The organism is Pseudoponticoccus marisrubri, assembly GCF_001482405.1.
Classification (GTDB): Bacteria; Pseudomonadota; Alphaproteobacteria; order Rhodobacterales; family Rhodobacteraceae; genus Pseudoponticoccus; species Pseudoponticoccus marisrubri.
The window spans coordinates 1-15,206 of the sequence record NZ_LPXO01000018.1; the positions used below are offsets into that span (position 1 = coordinate 1).

The 15,206-nt window shown below is 68.0% G+C and carries 15 protein-coding genes and 1 tRNA gene; 8 read left to right on the forward strand and 8 right to left on the reverse strand.

Annotation, left to right across the window (positions count from 1 at the left end; genetic code table 11):
• Nucleotides 1-80: 80 nt before the first annotated feature.
• The 3 genes from AVJ23_RS22915 to AVJ23_RS19570 form a co-directional block, all read right to left on the reverse strand.
• Nucleotides 81-275 carry a hypothetical protein gene (locus AVJ23_RS22915; protein ID WP_157772723.1) on the reverse strand — a complete coding sequence of 65 codons (195 nt, stop codon included), beginning with the start codon at nt 273-275 and terminating at the stop codon, nt 81-83.
• A 21-nt stretch (nt 276-296) separates the two neighbouring features.
• Nucleotides 297-545: a hypothetical protein gene (locus AVJ23_RS22920; protein ID WP_157772725.1), complete on the reverse strand. Its 249-nt coding sequence runs from the start codon at nt 543-545 to the stop codon at nt 297-299.
• Between the two features lie 357 nt (nt 546-902).
• A tRNA-Leu gene (locus tag AVJ23_RS19570) sits at nt 903-987 on the reverse strand.
• Between the two features lie 267 nt (nt 988-1,254).
• Between AVJ23_RS19570 and AVJ23_RS19575 the strand changes: the two genes are divergently transcribed.
• Complete coding sequence (locus AVJ23_RS19575; protein WP_240484735.1) at nt 1,255-1,656, forward strand: Hint domain-containing protein; 402 nt, start codon at nt 1,255-1,257, stop codon at nt 1,654-1,656.
• 3 nt (nt 1,657-1,659) lie between these two features.
• On the opposite strand, the gene AVJ23_RS19580 is transcribed toward AVJ23_RS19575, so the two are convergent.
• Complete coding sequence (locus AVJ23_RS19580) at nt 1,660-3,192, reverse strand: bifunctional ADP-dependent NAD(P)H-hydrate dehydratase/NAD(P)H-hydrate epimerase (protein ID WP_058863978.1); 1,533 nt, start codon at nt 3,190-3,192, stop codon at nt 1,660-1,662.
• A 278-nt stretch (nt 3,193-3,470) separates the two neighbouring features.
• On the opposite strand from AVJ23_RS19580, the gene AVJ23_RS19585 reads away from it, so the two are divergent.
• The 3 genes from AVJ23_RS19585 to AVJ23_RS19595 all read left to right on the forward strand — a co-directional run bounded on the left by AVJ23_RS19585 (nt 3,471) and on the right by AVJ23_RS19595 (nt 6,050).
• Nucleotides 3,471-3,809, forward strand: coding sequence for a P-II family nitrogen regulator (locus tag AVJ23_RS19585; protein ID WP_058863925.1), 339 nt, complete (start codon nt 3,471-3,473; stop codon nt 3,807-3,809).
• Nucleotides 3,810-3,870: 61 nt separating this feature from the next.
• Complete coding sequence (glnA, locus tag AVJ23_RS19590) at nt 3,871-5,277, forward strand: type I glutamate--ammonia ligase (protein WP_058863926.1); 1,407 nt, start codon at nt 3,871-3,873, stop codon at nt 5,275-5,277.
• A gap of 170 nt (nt 5,278-5,447) precedes the next feature.
• Nucleotides 5,448-6,050, forward strand: a complete 603-nt coding sequence (locus AVJ23_RS19595; protein ID WP_157772727.1) for a hypothetical protein — start codon at nt 5,448-5,450, stop codon at nt 6,048-6,050.
• Nucleotides 6,051-6,261: 211 nt separating this feature from the next.
• On the opposite strand, the gene AVJ23_RS19600 is transcribed toward AVJ23_RS19595, so the two are convergent.
• Nucleotides 6,262-7,128 (reverse strand): hypothetical protein, encoded by an 867-nt coding sequence (locus AVJ23_RS19600; RefSeq protein WP_157772728.1) that lies wholly within the window; start codon nt 7,126-7,128, stop codon nt 6,262-6,264.
• Nucleotides 7,129-7,324: 196 nt separating this feature from the next.
• On the opposite strand from AVJ23_RS19600, the gene AVJ23_RS19605 reads away from it, so the two are divergent.
• Both AVJ23_RS19605 and AVJ23_RS19610 read left to right on the forward strand, forming a co-directional pair.
• On the forward strand, nt 7,325-8,125 hold the full coding sequence (locus AVJ23_RS19605; RefSeq protein WP_058863929.1) for a lytic murein transglycosylase: 801 nt from the start codon (nt 7,325-7,327) through the stop codon (nt 8,123-8,125).
• 209 nt (nt 8,126-8,334) lie between these two features.
• Nucleotides 8,335-9,108 carry a hypothetical protein gene (locus AVJ23_RS19610; RefSeq protein WP_058863930.1) on the forward strand — a complete coding sequence of 258 codons (774 nt, stop codon included), beginning with the start codon at nt 8,335-8,337 and terminating at the stop codon, nt 9,106-9,108.
• On the opposite strand, the gene AVJ23_RS19615 is transcribed toward AVJ23_RS19610, so the two are convergent.
• A complete protein-coding gene (locus AVJ23_RS19615) occupies nt 9,062-9,832 on the reverse strand; it encodes a heme-dependent oxidative N-demethylase family protein (protein WP_058863931.1) in 771 nt (256 codons plus the stop codon). The two genes, AVJ23_RS19610 and AVJ23_RS19615, sit on opposite strands and share 47 nt — an antisense overlap.
• Before the next feature lie 220 nt (nt 9,833-10,052).
• Between AVJ23_RS19615 and dddP the strand changes: the two genes are divergently transcribed.
• On the forward strand, nt 10,053-11,393 hold the full coding sequence (gene dddP, locus AVJ23_RS19620; RefSeq protein ID WP_058863979.1) for a dimethylsulfonioproprionate lyase DddP: 1,341 nt from the start codon (nt 10,053-10,055) through the stop codon (nt 11,391-11,393).
• Between the two features lie 120 nt (nt 11,394-11,513).
• Nucleotides 11,514-12,725 (forward strand): bifunctional alpha/beta hydrolase/OsmC family protein, encoded by a 1,212-nt coding sequence (locus AVJ23_RS19625; protein ID WP_058863932.1) that lies wholly within the window; start codon nt 11,514-11,516, stop codon nt 12,723-12,725.
• 81 nt (nt 12,726-12,806) lie between these two features.
• Here the strand turns inward: AVJ23_RS19625 and AVJ23_RS19630 are convergent, their stop codons facing one another.
• Together AVJ23_RS19630 and AVJ23_RS19635 are read right to left on the reverse strand one after the other, a co-directional pair.
• Entirely contained in the window at nt 12,807-13,406 is a 600-nt protein-coding gene (locus AVJ23_RS19630; RefSeq protein ID WP_058863933.1) for a biotin transporter BioY, read from the reverse strand.
• A gap of 305 nt (nt 13,407-13,711) precedes the next feature.
• Nucleotides 13,712-15,193: an NAD(P)(+) transhydrogenase (Re/Si-specific) subunit beta gene (locus AVJ23_RS19635; RefSeq protein ID WP_058863934.1), complete on the reverse strand. Its 1,482-nt coding sequence runs from the start codon at nt 15,191-15,193 to the stop codon at nt 13,712-13,714.
• Nucleotides 15,194-15,206 lie beyond the last annotated feature (13 nt).

The window sequence follows — 15,206 nt, forward strand, 5'->3', positions numbered from 1 at the left end:
CGCCACGAAACTGCAAACGCGTAACATCAACCAGCGGTGAGCCAGAGCCTCCAGTCTGGAAAGCGCTCAAGCGTCCCAAATTATCTGACGACGGACACGTCGATGCTCGGCTCCGAAGCACCATTCAGGTAGGTGCGAATAAGCTCGGTCCCTGCCAGTTCAGCAAGGAAGTAGTCTCGGGCATCTTCTGGAACGCCTTGCTCGGCGAGATGGCGATCCAGACGCACCCGTTGACGTGCCTCTGCAAGGCGCTGTTGGTGATTCAGTTGGGTCATTTTCCTGATCCTTGTTGTTTTTTAGAAGTCGACGTGTGCGGCAGGCCTGGCCGCTTGGAGGATGCGTTGCTCTTGCTCAGGGGACAGGCGTGGCATCACATGCGCCAGCCACTCCACTATCATCTCGACGTCGAAATGAAGCTTCTTGCTGCCGCTGACGCGGCGTTCAGGCACAGGGCAATTCAGCACGCGCCGAATGGCCCGAAAATCCGCAGGGTGCATCCCGGCACCGACTGCGGCGTCGTCGTGCGTCACATATAGTTTTTCCATTTTTTTGCTCGACAGGTTTGTTTTGTTGGAAGATTTGGCAATCCGGCCCCGCCTTCTTACCCTGCTTCAACTTGTACCAAACTATCACGGAAAAGTCAATGTTCGCGGGGCATTTTTCGCTTGCAAATCCAGATACACCATTTTCACCGATGATTCGCGAAGGGCGGGCAGCAGCATCAGCGCGGCCGAAGTAGAGGCTCAACCTTGAACTTGAACCACCCACGGGAATCGATGCCGCTCAAAGGCAACGCCACGGTGCTACAGATCCAACCACACGCGTAGCACAAAAGTAGCAGAAGCACGCACAGAGAAACCGCGCAAGCTTTTGGAGTGGAGGTTTTCTGATTGTTTTCAGACTGGTGCGGGTGGAGGGACTTGAACCCCCACGCCTTGCGGCGCCAGAACCTAAATCTGGTGCGTCTACCAATTTCGCCACACCCGCGGGGACGGGCCAGGTGGCCCGTCGGTCCGGCGAGAGATAGCAAAGGCCCTGCCGCGGTGCGAGCGGAAATTTCACGGAGACGCTCGCCGCAAGAAAAGACAGGACATTAACCTGCTCTTGCCGTAGGCTGTGCAAAAAACCGAGGCAGTACAACATACAGGAAGAACGCCCATGGAACCGAACACGGTCCGGCGTGCAGGACAGCTCCGTTCAGCGGAGCCTGTCACGGCCGAGCTTTGCGGCAACGCCCTGCCAACCGGCACGGCAGTGCTGACGCTTGACGGGGCGCTGCCCGTCGAATTCCTCGAACCCGGCGACCGCGTGATCACGCGCGACCAGGGCGCGTCGACGCTGCGGGCGGTGGCGCGTCGGCAGATCGCCTGTCGCATGATCGAGATCCGCGGCGGCTCGCTGGGGCATACGCGGCCCGGGCGCGACATTCGCGTGCCGGCCGAGCAGAGGGTGCTGATCCGCGACTGGCGGGCCCGGGCGCTGTTTGGCAGACCGCAGGCTCTGGTGCCGGCGGCGCGGCTGGTCGATGGCAGCTTCGTCCGGGACCTGGGCATGCGGCAGGTCGACCTTGTCGCGCTGCGTTTCGATGCGCCGCATATCCTTTACGCGGACGGGCTGGAACTGGCCTCGGCGCCCGGGCTGACGGCCCCGGCCTGAGGCTCAGCGCAGCCCGCGCAAGACCCTGGGCAGCGCCTCGGGCAGGTCCTCGGCGATCAGGCCGGGGCCGAAACTGCGGGCGGCCTCGACATGCAGCCAGCTGGCCGTCCGGGCCGCCTGCATCGGGGCCAGCCCGCGCGCCAATAGGCCAGCGATGAACCCCGCCAGCACGTCCCCCGCGCCGGCCGTGGCCAGCCAGGGGGCCGCGCGGTCATAGGTGGCCGAGTGCACCGCGCAGGCGCCCGAAGGATCGGCGATCACCGTGTCGGCGCCCTTGAAGAGCACGACGCAGCCCGCCCGCCGGGCGGCGGCGCGCGTGGCCGCGACCTTTGAGAGGGCTGGACCCTCGTCCGGGGTCTCTTTCAGCGGTGCGGCGAGATCGGGGAAGAGCCGCGCGAATTCGCCGGCATGCGGGGTCAGCACGCAGCGCGGATGCAGCTGGCCGAACAACGCGGCGGGGTCTTCGGCGAAGGCGGTCAGCGCATCGGCATCGAGCACCACGCCGCGCCCCGGGCCTGCGGCCAAGGCGGCGGGGACAAGCGCCTGCGCGCGCTCCAGCCCCAGACCGGGGCCGAGGCAGAGCGCGTTCAGCCGGTCATCCTCCAGCGCGGCGGACAGCGCCGGGGCATCGTCGATCCGACTCAGCATGAGCGCGGTGATCTGCGCGGCCACCTCCATCTGCGCCGCACCCGGCACGCCCAGCGTCACCAGCCCGGCGCCGATGCGCAACGCACCGCGCGCGGCGAGCCGCGCCGCACCGGTCCGCCCGGCCCCGCCGGTCAGGATCAGCGCGTGACCATGACCGTATTTGTGGGCCGCCCCCTGCTTTGACAGCCCGGCCCACCCCTGCGCACCGGTCACCAGCGACACCTGCGCGGGATCGGGCGCATGGGCCAGACCGATATCCTGCACCGCCACGCTGCCGCAATGCGCCGGCCCATCGGCCAGCCGATGGCCCAGTTTCTCGGCATGGAAGCTGACCGTCAGGTCGGCCCGGCAGGCGATGCCATCGGTGCCCAGCACGCGGCCGCTGTCCATGCAGAGACCCGAGGGCGCATCCACCGCGAGCACGCGATCGGCCCGGGTCATGCCCCGCTGCAGCGGGGCCGCGAGGTCGGGGCCCAGCGGCCGGGTCAGGCCGGTGCCGAAGAGCGCGTCGACCAGCAGGGTGACGGGCGGCCCGTCGGAGGCCACGGCATCCAGCGGCTGCACCGCACCGATCTCACGCCAGCGGTCGCAATTGGTCTGCGCATCGGGCGGCAGGCGCGTCGCGTCGCCAAAAAGATACAGCGTCACCGACCAGCCCCGCTGCCGCAGCAGCCGCGCGATGACGAAGCCGTCGCCACCATTGTTGCCCGGACCGCAGAGCACCAGCGCGCTGTGCCTGCTTTGCGCCAGGTCCGGCCAGGCGCGAAACATGGCCTCGACCGCGCCATGGCCGGCACGCTCCATCAGGGTCAGCCCCGAGACCGCGCCCCGCGCCATGGCCGCCTGTTCGATCTCGCGCATCTGCCCGGCTGTCAGCAATTCGGTCATCTCGGTCACCGCCCCTCTCCCTGCATCGTCGTGGCGCAGCAAAGCGGCCCGGCCGCGCCACATCAAGCCCCGATCCCGCAGCGCCCGCCCTGCCCCCGGAAAACCGCGCATCACGCCGCGATTCACTTTCGCACATATTTTGACCAACTCGCCCAAATCGAAGGCGCCCGCTTTCCGTGCAGCCGTGCGACAGGGCCTTGGCGCGGGGTTCGCATTGTGGCGCCCGGTGGGACATGGTCTGCCCGTGCTGACAGGTTTTGCGAGGAGAGGTCAGGCCGATGAAGAAAATCGAGGCGATCATCAAGCCGTTCAAGCTCGATGAGGTCAAGGAGGCTCTGCAGGATGCCGGGATCCAGGGCCTGTCGGTGGTCGAGGTCAAGGGCTTCGGCCGCCAGAAGGGCCATACCGAGCTGTATCGCGGCGCGGAATACGTGGTCGACTTCCTCCCCAAGGTGAAGATCGAGATCGTTCTGGACGACGACCAGGTCGACGGCGCGATCGAGGCGATCACCGCCGCGGCCAAGACCGACAAGATCGGCGACGGCAAGATCTTCGTGACCGCGGTCGAGCAGGCCATCCGCATTCGCACCGGCGAGACCGGGTCCGACGCGCTCTGAGCGGCGCGGCACCGGTCACGGGCGAGACACTCAAAGTATCTGACAGAAAGGGAAACAGGGAATGAGCAAGGACGCAGTTCTCAAGACGATGAAGGACGAGGACGTCGCCTATGTCGACATCCGGTTCACCGATCCGCGCGGCAAGCTGCAGCACGTGACGGTGATGGCCGACCAGGTGGACGAGGACTTCCTGGAGGAAGGCTTCATGTTCGACGGCTCGTCGATCGCCGGCTGGAAGTCGATCGAGGCCTCGGACATGAAACTGATGCCCGACACCGACAGCGCCTATATCGACCCCTTCTACGCCGAGAAGACCCTGTGCCTGCACTGCTCGGTGGTCGAGCCCGACACCGGCGAGCCCTATGAGCGCGACCCGCGCGGCACCGCCGAGAAGGCCGAGGCCTACCTGAAATCCTCCGGCATCGGCGACATCTCGTACTGGGGTCCCGAGGCCGAGTTCTTCCTGTTCGACGACGTGCGCTACTCGAACACGATCAACAAGGTCTCTTACGAGGTCGACGCGCTGGACGCGTCCTGGAACACCGATACCGAGTACGAGGTCGGCAATACCGGCCACCGCCCGGGCATCAAGGGCGGCTATTTCCCCGTCAACCCGATCGATGACGGCCAGGACATCCGCTCCGAGATGCTGTCCACCATGAAGCGCGTCGGCATGAAGGTCGACAAGCACCACCACGAGGTGGCGTCCTGCCAGCACGAGCTGGGCCTGATCTTCGGCTCGCTCACCAAGCAGGCCGACGAGCTGCAGAAATACAAGTACGTCATCCACAACGTGGCGCAGGCCTACGGCAAGTCGGCCACCTTCATGCCCAAGCCGATCTACGGCGACAACGGCACCGGCATGCATTGCAACATGTCGATCTGGAAGGACGGCAAGCCGCTCTTTGCCGGCGACAAGTATGCCGACCTGAGCCAGGAGGCGCTGTATTTCATCGGCGGCATCCTGAAGCATGCCAAGACGCTGAATGCCTTCACCAACCCGTCGACCAACAGCTACAAGCGCCTGATCCCGGGCTTCGAGGCGCCCGTGCTGCGCGCCTACTCGGCCCGCAACCGCTCGGGCTGCGTGCGGATCCCGTGGACGGAATCGCCCAAGGCCAAGCGCGTCGAGGCCCGCTTCCCCGACCCGTCGGCGAACCCCTACCTGTGCTTCGCGGCGCTGCTGATGGCCGGCCTGGACGGCATCAAGAACAAGATCGACCCGGGCGAGGCGATGGACAAGAACCTCTACGACCTGCCGGCCGAAGAGCTGGAAGGCATCCCGACGGTCTGCGGCAGCCTGCGCGAGGCGATCGACGCTCTGAAGGCCGATCACGCCTTCCTGCTGGCCGGTGACGTGTTCACCAAGGACCAGATCGACGGCTATATCGACCTCAAGATGGAAGAGGTCGAGATGTTCGAGCACACGCCGCACCCGGTCGAGTTCGGCATGTACTACAGCTGCTGATCTCCCGCACGGCGGAGTTTCGACGGGCGCCTTCGGGCGCCCGTTTTCTTTGGCAAGATCCATTTTCCCCGACAATTCCATGATTGCGCCACGGAACCGCTCTGGCCACGTGGGACGGTCCTGCCATCGGGCGCGCATGACGCCGCGCGGCAGAACGGGAACCGAGGGTCATGGGAACGAGCTTCGAAGAGCGCCTCGCGCGTCTGAATGAACAGCAAGGCGGCAGCGGCCAGGGCAACCCGCCACCACGCCCGCCGACCGAACCTCCGCGTGGCGGCGGCGGCGGCGGACGCGGCGGGTTGGGCGTGGCCTTGGTTCTGGCCACAGGCTTCCTGATGGTATCGGCGGGCGCGGTCGTGGTGTTGACGTTCCTGTCCCCGGATCGCCAGATGCGCGCGATGGCCAAGGCCAGCGAGGCCGAGATCGACGGCAGGGACAATCTCTTGACGCGACTAGTGACCGGCGGCGGCGGCGCGGACGTGGCGGTGAACATGGCGGTGAAGCAGGCGCAGGCGCGGCTCGACAGTGGCGAGCTGTCCGCCGACGAGGCGCGCAAGACACGCGCCTTCATTGCGCAGCGCGAGGGCAAGAGCGCCGCCGACATCGTTCGCGACAACATGCGGCCGGCGCTTTTGTTAAAGGCGCAGGCGGCCGGGCTTCCGCATCTGGGGCAAGAGGCCGCGCGCAAGCTCGACGCCTGTACGTCGACCACCTGCCTTGGCTATGTGGAGGCCGAGTTCGAGGCTGCCCTGCACGACGCCGGCAACCGGTAGACGACGCGGGGCTGTTCGACCGGCGACTGCGGCGGGACGGCCACCGCGCGGCATGGCGTGCCAAACCGTGTCGACGCGACCAGCAGCACGCCGTAGTAGACCGCGGCACGCTGCGGATATGTCCTTCCGGCCTGATCTGGGGCGTCGCGGGCGGTATGCGGGCTAGGCGGTTCCAGGCCTGACCGCGGCGCAAGGCGGCCCCTTTCGAGTCTCAGCCGGGCCAATACCGCCGAATCGTTGCGGCCAGCGTCGTGGCCGGGGCGCTGATCGCGCCGCCGGGCGTAGCATGCAGGAAGGCGATGAAGCGCAGCGGCGTGTCCGGACGGATCGCATGGGCAGCGATGGCGTCGGGCACCACCGTCTCGCGGCCATAGCCCGACTGGCGCGGCAGCTCGAGAAAGGGCATCGCCACGTCCAGAAGCTCGGCGCAGTAGAGGCAGTCCGGCGTGCCCGAATCGAGATGGCTGTCAAAGGGCACACGGTGGCGTGCCAGCAGCGCACGCAGCGCGTCTTCCGCCTGCCCCGGTGCCAGATCGGGGCGCAGGATGGCGGCGCTGTCCACGTCCAGCACCTTGGCCGGGTCGGCGAAATCCACCCGCGGCGGGCGCGATTCGTAGAACACATGCCCCTCGCGGATCGCTGCGTGATGCGCCCGCAGGGCCGGCAGGTGCCAGAGCCCGGCGGCGCGCAGCTGTGCCTCGGTGCCGAGATAGACCAGCGAATGGCTGAAATAGCCCGGCACCAGCCGCCCGGTCAGCAGGCCCTTGTCGGCCGTCACCAGCAGGTCGAGCGGACGCAGCCGCGCCATCAGATAGGCCACCGCCTCGGGCTTGTCCGACAGGTAGGCCGGGCGCAGCCGGTGCGGGGTGCGGATGGCGGGCTTGCGGTCGGCCTTGGGCTCGACCAGCGTGACCAGAAACCCGGGGTATTTCTCGACCGCGTCGCAGCAGGTGGACAGCAGCGCCACCGGATCGGCCCCGTTCGGTGCATCTTGCACCGGCGAGACGGCGCAGGACGCCACGGAAAGCAGCCCCGCCGCCAGCAGCGCCGCGCGCCACATGTGCCGCCATCCAGCCATCCGTGATCCCCCGCAACCCGTTGCGCCACCAAGGATTCGCGAGGATCCGCGCCAAAGCAAGCCTTGTCCCGCAGGCGCGTTCAATCTGCCGCAGTCGCCGGGCCACCCGCCGCGCGGCCCGATTTCGCGCTTGGAGGGGCCGGTCCTCTGGATATACGCTTTGCGAAACAACCTGTTTCCGAACCGGAGTGCCCCGATGCGCCGCATTTTGTCCGTTGCCCTTTTCTCGCTGCTGGCCGCCACGCCCGCCCTCGCCGCCACCTGCGGCAACACCGCCTCCGGCTTCAACGCCTGGAAATCCGAGTTTGCCGCCGATGCGCGCGCCGCCGGCGTCGGCCAGCGCGGCATCGACGCGCTGATGAATGCCAGCTACTCGCAGCGCACCATCAATGCCGACCGCAACCAGAAAGGCGTCAAGTACAGCTTCGACCGGTTCGTGCAGATCCGGCTGGGCTCGCTCAACGGCTTTGCTGCGCAGGCGAAAAAGCGCATCGACCGCAACCGCGCCTTCTTCAACGCGCTGGAGAGCCGTTACGGCGTCAGCCCGGGGATCCTGACCTCGATCCACGGGATGGAGACCGGGTTCGGCCGCAACATGGGCTCGGAGCCGGTGGTCAACTCGATCCTCACCGTGGCCTATGACTGCCGCCGCCCCGAGCTGTTCCGCCCGCATGCCATCGCGGCGCTGCAGATGGTGGATCGCGGCATGCTGGCATCCAACCAGCGCGGCGCCTTCCATGGCGAGCTGGGCCACACCCAGTTCCTGCCCGGCAACGCGATGCGCTATGGCGTGGACGGCAATGGCGACGGGCGCGTGGACTTCTACAACGAGGCCGACGCGCTGGCCTCGACCGCGAACTACCTGCGCCAGAAAGGCTGGAAGGCGGGGCAGCCCTACGGCCCCGGCACGCATAATTTCCGCGTCCTGAACGAGTGGAACGCGGCCACCGTCTACCAGCAGGCCATCGCCGCCGCCGCCGCGGTGATCGACGGCTGATGCGGGGGGGGGCGCGGGGTGTTCGGCCTTCGTTAACCCATTGTTAACGAAGCCAAACCAAGGCCATTCATCCCCTGTTCATCATTAAGGAAAGAATGCGCGCGGTTTTCCCGGGGTTCACCCAAAATTGCGCGTTTTTGCCCGAAAGCGACCAAGATCATTTGGCAGAAAGGCTCCAGCACAGCGGACGCTGTTCAAAGGAGCGCGACATGTCCCGTCTTGAGGCCCCCTATGCCGGATTGATCCTTCCCGATGCGGAAGGGCTGGACCCGGCCCCCTATCTTGCCGCGGCCGAGGCCGTTCTGGCCCGGCTCGACCGGTCGCCGGACGGCCCGCCCCAGCGCTTCCCCGAAAGCGGCACCGTCTATGGCGGCCGCTACGGGATCAGCGTCACCCCCGAACCCGACAGCGATTACGGCCCCCGCGTGGTGATGGAGGTGATCGCCCTGCAGGGCGCCATGGGCGATGACGAGACCGCGGCGCGGCTGCTCTCCGACGCGGTGCTGGCCGCGCTCGATCATTCGCCGGCCGACATCCTGGAATGGTACTCGCCGGACGTGCTGATCGACCGCGAGGATTTCATCCGCCTGCGCAGCTATGTCTCGCCCCGCCGCCTGCCGCAGACCTCCGCCCCCCTGCCGCAGGACGACACGGAGGCTGCGGTGGACCAGATCTGCGCCCATCTCTTCGAGGCCGACGGCACCCCGCGCCCCACCGGCCGCACCACCGACCGGCTGGCGCAATATGTGCGCGCGCGCAACGCCGCTGCGCCCGAGCAACGCCGCATGGGCGCGGCCGGCTGGGCGATGACGGCGACCCTGTCCTTCGTCTGCTTCCCCGTGGCGATCTTCATGTCGATCATCGGGCTGGTGCGCGGCATGGATTTCCGGCTGGTCACGCAGGCCACGGCAGTGACCATGCTGTTCCTCGTGCTGGTCAATACCGACCGTCTGCAGGCACTGGTCCGGCAGGTGGTGCACTGAGCCCTGCCCGGCGGTCCAGCACATAGGTGTGGATCGAAAAGACGACCGCGCCGCTGCGCTCCAGCCGCCAGAGGCATTGCCGCTCCGAGCGCAGGTATCGCGCCGCACCCCGGTCGTGGGCCGCGTGGGGCGCGGCTTCGCGGCGCGGCTGGAACAGGGCCGGGTCGTCATAGCCCAAAGCGTTGAAGCGCCAGAGCGGCCGGCCCGGCCGGATCCCGTCAAAGAGCCGCTGCACCCGGCGGGCGAGATCCGCGTCGTAATTCTCCACCGGCGCGTGGATGCGCGTCAGCGGGTGGCCCAGCTTTTCGGAAAGGGTCCAGCTGGCGGGAAAGCAGAGCACGGCGCCGGTCAGCACGTGCTGTTCGCCGCGCCGTTCCATCAGGCAGAAATCCTCCTGCAAGATCCGGCCAAGCGTGCCCAGCGGATCCGACCTCTCGACCGGCACGCGGGCCCCGTCGGGGCAGCGCACGACACCGTCCCGCAGGTCGACCCCCTCGGGCAGCTGCGCCAGCACCGTCTCCAGCAGTTCGGCCGCCGCGGGTTCGGCCCCGGGCTCCACCGCCAGAACCTCGGCGCGCCGGGTCTCCAGCAAGTGCCGGCGTAGTGCCACTTGCGGACCATAGGCCTCGTCCAACAGCAGCCAGTCCCCCGGCGCCAACGGCGCGATCCCCGGCAGGCGCGGCGGGTCATCGGGGTCATATGGCAGGGTGGTCTGAAGGATCATGCCCCGACCGTGGAGGACGGGGCATGAAAGGTCCAGCGGTGCCAGGCCCTTCTCGATCTTCCGCCTCTGCCCTTGCGCGCCATGACCCTTCAGCAGTCAGGATCGCCGCCAAACGCCGCTCAAGACTCCTGCGATACGGTCCGATCGCGGCAGCCCGTTGTCGGAAACGGCGCAGATCGGCCGGGGCGCGCGGCGGAAGCTGGCCGCGAGGGAGGCGCCCATGAACATCCACCATCGTGACCGCCGCAAGATCGACCCGTCGCGCGGCGCACTGCTCGGGGACAACACCCCCAATGATGCCGACCGGGTCGAGATCGGCCCCACCCGACTGGCGCTGGCCGAATGGCAGGCGGCGGGGCTGGTCCTGCCCGACCTGCCCCGGATGCGGCACTATCGCTGGCAGCGGCTGGTCGATCACGTGGTGGCGCGCGATTGCGCCGGCCTGCTGGTCTTCGACCCGCTCAACATCCGCTACGCCACCGACAGCACCAACATGCAGCTGTGGAACGCGCATAACCCGTTCCGTGCCGTGCTGGTCTGCGCCGATGGCCACATGGTGATCTGGGACTATCGCAACGCGCCCTTCCTGTCGGGCTTCAACCCGCTGGTGCGCGAGGTGCGCGCCGGGGCCGACCTGTTCTATTTCGACCGCGGCGACGGGCTGGAGGTTGCCGCCCGCCGCTTTGCCGCCGAAGTGGTGGATCTGCTGGCCGCACATGCGCCGGGCAACCGCCGGCTGGCGGTGGACAAGCCCATGCTGCACGGGCTGCGCGCGCTCGAGGCGGCGGGGCTGACCGTGCTTCCCGGCGAGGAGCTGACCGAGAAGGCCCGCTCGGTCAAGGGCCCCGACGAGATCCGCGCCATGCGCTGCGCCGTGCACGCCTGCGAGGCCGCCATGGCCGAGATGGAGCATTTCGCCCGCAGCGAGGTGCCGCGCGGCGAGGTCTCCGAGAACGACATCTGGGCCGAGCTGCATGCCGGCAATATCCGCCGCGGCGGCGAATGGATCGAGACGCGGCTGCTGACCTCGGGGCCGCGCACCAACCCGTGGTTCCAGGAATGCGGGCCGCGCATCGTGTCCGAGGGCGAGATCCTTGCCTTCGACACCGATCTCGTGGGCGCCTACGGGATCTGCGTCGACATCTCGCGCACCTGGTGGATCGGCGAGATGCCCGCCCGGCCCGACATGATCGACGCGATGCGCCATGCGCATGAGCACATCATGACCAACATGCAGATGCTGCGCCCCGGGGTTTCGATCGAGGACCTGTCGCGCAACACCCACGTGCTGCGCCCCGAGTTCCAGTCGCTGAAATACGGCTGCCTGATGCATGGCGTGGGCCTGTGCGACGAGTGGCCGCTGGTCGCCTACCCCGACCACATGGTGCCGGGCGCCTTCGACTATCCGCTGGAGGCCGGCATGGTGCTCTGCGTCGAGGCGCTGGTCTCGCCCGAGGGCGGCGATTTCTCGATCAAGCTGGAAGACCAGGTGCTGATCACAGAGGACGGGTTCGAGAACCTGACCCCCTACCCGTTCGATCCACGCCTTATGGGGGGCTGAGCGGCCCCGCTCACGCCCGCGCCGGCGGTGTCACCTTGCCGTGACGCGTGTGACACGCGGCTTGCCCGGGCGGGGGCGCGTGCACATTCTCGCCTCACCCGTCCCGTCCAGGAGTCCTCCATGCCGACCGATCGCATCACCTTTCCCGGCCATGCCGGCGACACGCTCGCCGCGCGGCTCGACCTGCCCGAGGGGCCGCGCCTGGCCACCGCGCTCTTTGCCCATTGCTTCACCTGCGGCAAGGACATCACCGCGGCCCGGCGCATCGCGGCGCGGCTGGCGGCGATGGGGATCGCAGTGCTGCGCTTCGATTTCACCGGGCTGGGCCATTCCGGCGGCGAGTTCGCCAACACCACCTTCCGCAGCAACGTGGCCGATCTCGAGGCCGCGGCGCGCTATCTGGATGAACGGGGCATGGCGCCCGCCCTGCTGATCGGGCACAGCCTGGGCGGCGCGGCGGTGCTGCGCGCGGCCGAGCGCATCGACTCGGTGCGGGCGGTGGCGACGATCGGCGCCCCCTTCGACCCGGCCCATGTGACGCATAACTTCGCCGACAGCCTTGACCGGATCGAGGCCGAGGGCGCGGCGCAGGTCGATCTGGGCGGGCGGCCCTTCACCATCGGGCGCGACTTCGTCGAGGATGTCCGGGCCGAGGCGCTGGCCCCGGTGATCGGCCGGCTGCGCAAGGCGCTGCTGGTGATGCACGCGCCGCGCGACGCGGTGGTCGACATCTCGAACGCCACCCAGATCTTCGTCGCGGCGAAGCATCCGAAAAGCTTCGTGACGCTGGACGATGCCGACCACCTGGTGACCCGCGCGCGCGATGCCGAATATGCCGCCGAGGTGATCGCCGCCTGGGCCGACCGCTACCTGGATCTCGCGCCGCCGGCCCCGCCCATCGGCGCGCCCGAGGGCGTCGTGCGCGTCTCAGAGGCCGATCCGGCCGGCTTCCTTCAGGACGTACAGAACGGCCCGCATCACCACGCCCTGGCCGACGAGCCACAGGCCTATGGCGGCACCAACCGCGGCATGTCGCCCTACGGCTTCCTCGCGGCCGGGCTGGGCGCCTGCACCTCGATGACGCTGCGCATGTATGCGCGGCGCAAGGGCTGGCCGCTGACCCATGTCTCGGTCGACGTGACCCATGACAAGGTGCACGCGCAGGATGCCGAGACCAGCCACGAGACGCGCATCGACAGCTTCACCCGGCGCATCACGCTGACCGGCGATCTGACCGAGGCGCAGCGCAAGCGGCTGCTGGAGATCGCCGACAAGTGCCCGGTGCACAAGACGCTGGAGCATGGCGCGCAGATCTCGACCGAGCTGGCCTGAGCCGCAAGCGCCCTGCCCCGGGCATGAAAAAACGGCGCCGGGGGATCCCGACGCCGTTCTGAATTGTCACGCGACGGGCGCTCAGCCGCGGGCGCGGCCCACCAGCTTCCAGGCCGCCGGCAGGATCAGCGCGGCGAGTGCCAGCTTGATCGCGTCGCCCACGAGGAAGGGCGTCAGGCCCCATTCGAGGATCGGCTTGTCCCAGCCGTAGAGCATGCCCAGCCACACGAGGCCCGGCGCATAGATCAGCACGTTGCCCAGCAGCATGGCGGCGGCCATCTTGCCGACCGAGCGGTCCCAGCCGGCCCGGGCCAGCATGCCCAGCGCGGCGACGGCCGCGACATAGCCCACGAGGTAGCCGCCGGTGCCGCCCATCATGTAGCTCAGCCCCGCGGCCTCGGCCGAGGAGCCGGCGAAGACGTCGAAACCCAGCGCGCCGACCAGCATGTAGCCGAGGATGGTGACCAGGCCCAGCCGCGGCCCGTAGGCGGCGCCCACGGTCAGCACGGCGAAGGTGCCCATGGTGATCGGCACGGGCCACATCGGCACGCGGATCTTGGCGGCCACGGCCAGCGCCGCGATGCCCAGCACCACCAGCAGGGCCTGCTTGACGCGCAGGGCGGTGCCCTCGTTGGCGCCGAAGGCCTCGGCCAGCACGTTGCGGTTCATCGTGAGGTTCATGGGCTCCCCCGTCATTGTGGCGAAAATCTTCCCAAGGTTCTGCCGCAAGAGCCGCATGGCCGCAAGCCCGCAGCCCCTCTCGGGCCCGGAAAATATGCAAACCCGGGCTTTGCAGATGAAAAGTCGCGCAAGGTCTGCCGGCCAGTGAAGGGCCGCGGCGTGAGGGTCCGGAAACGGCGGCGCAGCGACCCGCGCGCCGCTCGAACCCCGTCAGCGCGGCGCGAGCCCAAAGAAAAGGCCCCGCCCGGGATGCCGGGCGGGGCCTCGTGATGTCGAACAGGGGGCGGCGCTGACCGCCCCGCGCCTCAGCTGATGCGGTTGAGCAGCTCGCCCACAGACTGCTTGGCATCGCCGTAATACATCCGCGTGTTGTCCTTGTAGAACAGCGGGTTCTCGATGCCCGAATAGCCGGTGCCCTGCCCGCGCTTGGAGACGAAGACCTGCTTGGCCTTCCAGACTTCCAGCACCGGCATGCCGGCGATGGGGCTGTTGGGATCGTCCTGCGCGGCGGGGTTCACGATGTCGTTCGAGCCGATCACGATGACCACATCCGTGTCGGGGAAGTCGTCGTTGATCTCCTCCATCTCGAGCACGATGTCATAGGGCACCTTGGCCTCGGCCAGCAGCACGTTCATGTGCCCCGGCAGACGCCCGGCGACGGGGTGGATGGCGAACCGCACCTCCTTGCCCTTGGCGCGCAGCTTGCGGGTCAGCTCGGCCACGTTGTTCTGCGCCTGCGCCACCGCCATGCCGTAGCCCGGCACGATGATCACGCTGTCGGCCTCGTCCAGCGCGGTGGCCACGCCGTCGGCATCGATCGAGACCTGCTCGCCCTCGACCTCCATCGCCGGGCCGGCCGAGCCGCCGAAACCGCCGAGGATCACGCTGACGAAGGAGCGGTTCATCGCCTTGCACATGATGTAGGACAGGATCGCACCCGAAGAGCCGACCAGCGCGCCGACCACGATCAGGAGGTCATTGCCCAGGCTGAAGCCGATGGCCGCCGCCGCCCAGCCGGAATAGCTGTTCAGCATCGAGACCACGACCGGCATGTCGGCGCCGCCGATCCCCATGATCAGGTGGTAGCCGATGAAGAGCGCCGCCAGCGTCATCAGCAGCAGCGGCAGGAACCCGCCCGAGCCGAGATACCAGAACAGGCAGATCACCGAGAGCGCCGCGGCGCCCGCGTTCAGCAGGTGCCCGCCGGGCAGCTTGGTCGCCGCCGAGGTGACCTTGCCGGCCAGCTTGCCGAAGGCGATGACCGACCCGGTGAAGGTGATCGCGCCGATGAAGACGCCCAGGAACAGCTCGACCCGCAGGATGTTGATTTCCACGTTGGTCTTGTGCGCCACCACTTCGGCAAAGCCGCGGAAGCGGTCGGCCAGCACCTCGGGCGTATGCCCGCCCAGCGCCAGCGGGAAGGGCTCGCCGACCTCGGCATAGGCCGCGGCCACGCGTCCGATCTCGAAATGGGCGTTGAAGCCCACGAAGACCGCCGCGAGACCGACCAGCGAGTGCATCGCCGCAACCAGCTGCGGCATCTCGGTCATCTCGACCTTCTTGGCGACATACCAGCCGATGGCGCCGCCGCAGACGATCAGCACCAGCGACAGGACCCACAGGCCCGAGCCGGGCCCGATCAGCGTGGCGAAGACCGCCAGCGCCATGCCGACGATGCCGTACCAGACCGCGCGTTTCGCGCTTTCCTGGTTGGACAGGCCGCCCAGCGACAGGATGAAGAGCACCCCCGCGACCACGTAGGCCGCAATCGTAAATCCGAAATCCATCTGTCCTGCCCCC